This window comes from Novimethylophilus kurashikiensis (assembly GCF_003112435.1).
Classification (GTDB): domain Bacteria; phylum Pseudomonadota; class Gammaproteobacteria; order Burkholderiales; family Methylophilaceae; genus Novimethylophilus; species Novimethylophilus kurashikiensis.
Genome location: NZ_BDOQ01000029.1, coordinates 1 through 4,752 on the forward strand (window position 1 = coordinate 1; position 4,752 = coordinate 4,752).

The 4,752-nt window shown below is 56.9% G+C and carries 3 protein-coding genes; all 3 read right to left on the reverse strand.

The genetic code is table 11. The annotated features are described in order from the left end of the window. Positions 1-476: hypothetical protein (locus NMK_RS18170; protein ID WP_227871570.1), on the reverse strand; the 476-nt coding region annotated here is incomplete at its 3' end. A gap of 113 nt (positions 477-589) precedes the next feature. Beyond that, a complete protein-coding gene (locus NMK_RS18175) occupies positions 590-2,749 on the reverse strand; it encodes a beta strand repeat-containing protein (RefSeq protein WP_109017186.1) in 2,160 nt (719 codons plus the stop codon). A 102-nt stretch (positions 2,750-2,851) separates the two neighbouring features. Then, positions 2,852-4,752: beta strand repeat-containing protein (locus NMK_RS18180; protein ID WP_227871571.1), on the reverse strand; the 1,901-nt coding region annotated here is incomplete at its 5' end.

The following is a 4,752-nucleotide window of genomic DNA, read 5'->3' on the forward strand; positions in this document are numbered from 1 at the left end:
GTCGTCATCCAGAAGGCGTAATCGTCGCCACGCACAATCCCTTGCGCGAGGTCGGCACAGGTGGTCTGGAACACGTTATCGAGCCCGTAGGAGATAACCGCCAGTGAGACTGAGCCAGCAGCTGTGCTACCTGGTAAACGGCCACTGCTCGAGGTCAGCGTTCCGTTATCCCAGGCGCAATAGCCCAGCGTGCCACCAAAGCCGTCGGTCTTGGGGGCTGAGGATGCGTCAGGGATGACACCGCCATCGGTCGTACCGAGACCGGTCCCCAGTTTCATGGCCGGGGATTCAATCGTCGCATCGTTGTCGACGTCGTAGCTTTCAGCGACGAGCTGGTACACCGCCTGCTGAACAGAGGCGTATTGCGAGTTGCGTCGGATGGCGTCGCTGGTGGTATCGGCGTGCGCGGCAGTAATGCCTACAAGCAACTGCGCGATGACCAGGGCGATAGCTGATTTCTTTTTAAAGTAAGCCATGCGGCCTCCATCTAAGTGATTTTTTAGTATAGAAACCAACTTGTTAACATTAGTTAGTTTATGGAAATGGAAAAGCCCACCTCTCGAAAGAGATGGGCTTTTGGTTAAGCCGTTTACCAGCAGTAGTACACGCCGCCAGCTGCGTCTCGGGCAATAGCCCCTTGGTTGGTACAAGCACCGCCGTTGGTCGCAATTGCAGCCAGTGTAATTGGTCCCGTTGACGTAAAGCTTGCGGCGGTAACCGAGTTGAAGGTCACACTATCCGTGGTTCGTACGTTCTGGTTCATGTTCACCGCGTAGTTCACCACACCGCTATCGGTAATGCCGTACCCTGAAACGGTTGTTGGCTTACCGGTAATGCTTGTCCAAGCCGGGGTGATGGTCACTGAGCCTGCTGCCGTCATCCGACCGGTTGCGTCTACTGTAAAGGTTGGCGCTGCGGTAGCACTGCCATAAGAGCCTGCCGTTACACCCGTGTTAGCCAACCCGATAGAGATAGCGCCATCACCTAGCGTTACCGTAGTTCCAGTACCGGCAGAGATGCTCGCATTCACCCACTTGTTCGTGCTGCCGTTGTATACCAGCGTCTGTCCACCCGTGGGACCGCTAATACTCATATCTCCCAGGTTAGCAAGGGTTGCCGCCCCGATGCGAACCCATGCCGCGCCTGTATCACGATAGATTTCGTTGGTATCCGTCGTCACATAGACTCGGTTTGCAACTCCAGCGACCGGACGCGCTGCCAGTGTGCCAGAGGTGTTAGCACTGGATAGTACGAGGTTACCTCCGGAAACATTCAAGCCTACCGGCAACACGACACCTGAAGACGTCGCGCTCAATACTTGTGAGCCCCCGGCAACCAGGCCAAGCGTATTAGCCGATGGAGAATACAACCCAGTCGTTGCGCTGCCTGTGAAGGTATACGCTGGGGAGGACGACGAACCCACAGGCGCCACAATCTGTCCCGTCGCCGTCAGGGAGGACGTATTGATACCGCCGTTAGCCGTGATACCTCCGGAGGTCACCAGCGTCGCCAGCGTACCGTTACGGCTGCCGTCGATAGCCGTCGCCCCACCAATCTGGAGGGAGCCTACGTTTGCATATCCAGTCACGGTCGCGTTACCCGCTGCGATGACGTTATTGATATTGTTGAGGTTGCGACCGGTATCAATCACTGTCGTACCAGCGACCTGCAGTCCGCCGCCCGCATTCACCACGCCGGAGAACGAACCCCCATTGGCAGTGAGGTTCTTGTTTGCATCCAGGAACACGGCGCCATTGACCGTCACAGTGCCGTCGGTGCCCAGGTTGAAGCGTTCAGAACCACCGGTCTTGATGGCGAAGCTGCCGTTGGCGATGTTAATCAGCATCTTGCTGTTGGTGTTGTCGTAGCCTAGGAAGGTGTTCACCGAGGAACCAGCCGTGTTGTAGATATTGATGCCCGTCGTAGAGCCAGAGCCGCTCAAGCCAAGCGCGGTTGCAGAGGCGCCGCTGTTGATAGTGAGCTTCTCTGCGCCCAGCGTCGTTTGGCCGATGGCTACACGTCCGTTGGCGTTGGCCATGGTGACATCGTACGCGCCATTGTCGAGCCAGTTCTGGCTGCCGCCGCCCGCGCCCAGCGAGGTCCACTGCTGCAAGCCCGCATTCCAGCGATACATGCGGTTGGTATCGGTCGTGATACGCACCTCTCCGTCGTGCAAGCTACCGGCAGCTAGACCACTCAACGCCGCATAGGAGGATGCTGGGGCTCCCCAGTAGGTTGACGTGCTGCTCGATGCACCCGTCGTCACCTGATTGGTTGTCATCCAGAAGGCATAGTCGTCGCCACGCACGATGCCCTGCGCGAGGTCAGCGCACGTGGTCTGGAATACGTTGTCGAGGCCATAGGAGATGACCGCTAGCGATACCGCGCCAGCAGCCGTGGTACCCGCCAGACGTCCCGTGCTAGAGGTGAGTGTGCCGTTATCCCAGACGCAATAGCCCAGCGTACCACCGAAGCCATCTGTCTTTGGCGCGGAGGAAGTATCCGGAATGACGCCGCCGTCAGAGGTGCCAAGACCGGTACCCAGTTTCATCGCAGGTGCTTCAATCGTGGCGTCGTTGTCGACGTCGTAGCTCTCAGCGACGAGCTGGTACACCGCCTGCTGTACGGAGGCGTATTGCGAGTTGCGGCGGATGGCGTCGCTGGTGGTGTCAGCCTGCGCGGCAGTGATGCCAGCAAGCAGTTGTGCAATCGCAAGCGCGATGGCCGTGTATTTACGAGAAGTATTCATTTTGGCTATCCCAGTGGATGTTGCAAGTCATAACACTGGTATAGCGCGAATGAAGTAATCTGCGTTGGTATCCTTACAGCGCTTTCTAACTGTTAGTGTGCGTTAGTTCCATGACCGGCCATTTGCCGTGATTGTTTGGATTGACCAGCTTCCAATAACGCAGTCGTAACTTCCACCTATGTTTGTCGCACTAAAATTTTGCGCCCCTGTCGACGGGTTAAATCCAATTGAATCAGTGATTACAGTTCCTGTTTGCTGAGCCTCTGCTATATACACAAGCGTTGCCCAGCCCTTATCCCAACTTTGCAAGGTAAATACGGTAGGAGCACCATAGTTTCCGTCATTACAAACAAAGTAATTCGGAAAAACCGTCCCCACACCCATCTTTGTTGCACGCTGAACAATAGTGGCGCCGCCTCCTGATACAGCGGTCCAAACACTACTTACACATGCCAATTGAGCCCCGGTCGAGGTCTTTGCCAATGCGCCAGCGGTATACGTGCTGCAGCTAGTGCCAGCCGTTGTCACAAGCGTTGGCGCGACCGTATTAGCGGTCACGTTGTTAGTGACAGCCAGATTTCCACCGGTAACCGATACGCCTCCTGAGAAGGTTTGCGCACCGGCAAATGTCTGTGCCGCATCAATTCTGGCCAAGGACGCGGATGTGCTCGGGAATGTCATCGTCGTCCCGTCAGTACCGGCCAGGGTCAGGGTGTTGTTAACGGTTAGCGTCTTGCTCGTTGTGCCACCTGCAACGCTGAATCCAGTAGCATTGCTAGTCAGCGCCAAACCATTAACCTTGGCAAACGTAACCGTATCGGTTGTTCGAACGTTTTGGTTCATGTTTACGGCATACGTGCTAATACCCGCAGGCACCCCTGTGAGGCTAGTCCAAGCCGGGGTAATCGTCACAGAGCCTGCGGTCGTCAGGCGCCCAGTGGCATCTACAGTAAAGGTCGGCGCTTGAGTGGCGCTGCCATATGAGCCTGCAGTTACCCCGCTATTCGCAAGACCAATCGATATCGTCCCATTGCCAAGCGATATCGATGTTCCAGTCCCCGCAGTAATCCCTGCATTCACCCACTTACCTGTGCCGGCGTTGTACACCAGCGTTTGCCCGGATGTAGGACTGGCGATGTTCATGTCGCCCAGGTTTGCCAGCGTCGCCGCACCAATGCGCACCCACGCCGTCCCATTGTCACGGTAGATTTCGTTGGTGTCTGTCGTGACGTAGACACGGTTCGCCACACCCGCTGCCGGACGAGCAGCTAGCGTGCCGGTGACGTTCGGTCCAGACAGCACCAGGTTGCCGCCAGAAACATTCAGACCAGCCGGTAGGATGACCCCACTCGAGGACGCACTCAATACCTGCGTACCGCCGGCCACCAGGCCAATGGAATTAGCCGCCGGAGAATACAACCCTGTCGTCGCACTACCCGTGAAGGTGTAGGCAGGAGAAACCGTCGAGCCAGCAGGCGCCACAATTTGCCCAGTCGCAGTCAGCGTCGAGGTGTTAATACCGCCGTTGGCCGTGAGCCCCCCCGAGGTTACTAGTGTGGCCAGTGCTCCATTGCGGTTCGCATCAATAACTGAAGCCCCGGCAATCTGGAGGGAGCCTACGTTTACATACCCGGTCACGGTCGCGTTACCAGAAGCCGTGAGGTTGTTAATGCTTGTGAGGTTGCGGCCAGTATCAATCACCGTCGTTCCGGCGACTTGCAGGCCGCCGCCAACATTCACCATGCCCGAGAACGCGCCACCATTGGCAGTCAGGTTCTTGTTGGCATCGAGGAAAACAGCGCTATTGACCGTCACCGTGCCGTCGGTACCCAGATTAAAGCGTTCAGAGCCACCCGTCTTGATGGCAAAGCTACCGTTGGCAACATTAATCAGCATCTTGCTGTTGGTATTGTCGTAGCCCAGGAAGGCGTTCACCGCGGAGCCAGCGGTATTGTAGATGTTGATGCCCGTCGTCGAGCCGGCACCGCTCAAGCCAAGCGCGG

Bases quoted from the DNA above. Each gene is read 5' to 3' on its own strand.
- NMK_RS18175 (WP_109017186.1), bottom strand. From the start codon at position 2,749: ATGAATACTTCTCGTAAATACACGGCCATCGCGCTTGCGATTGCACAA.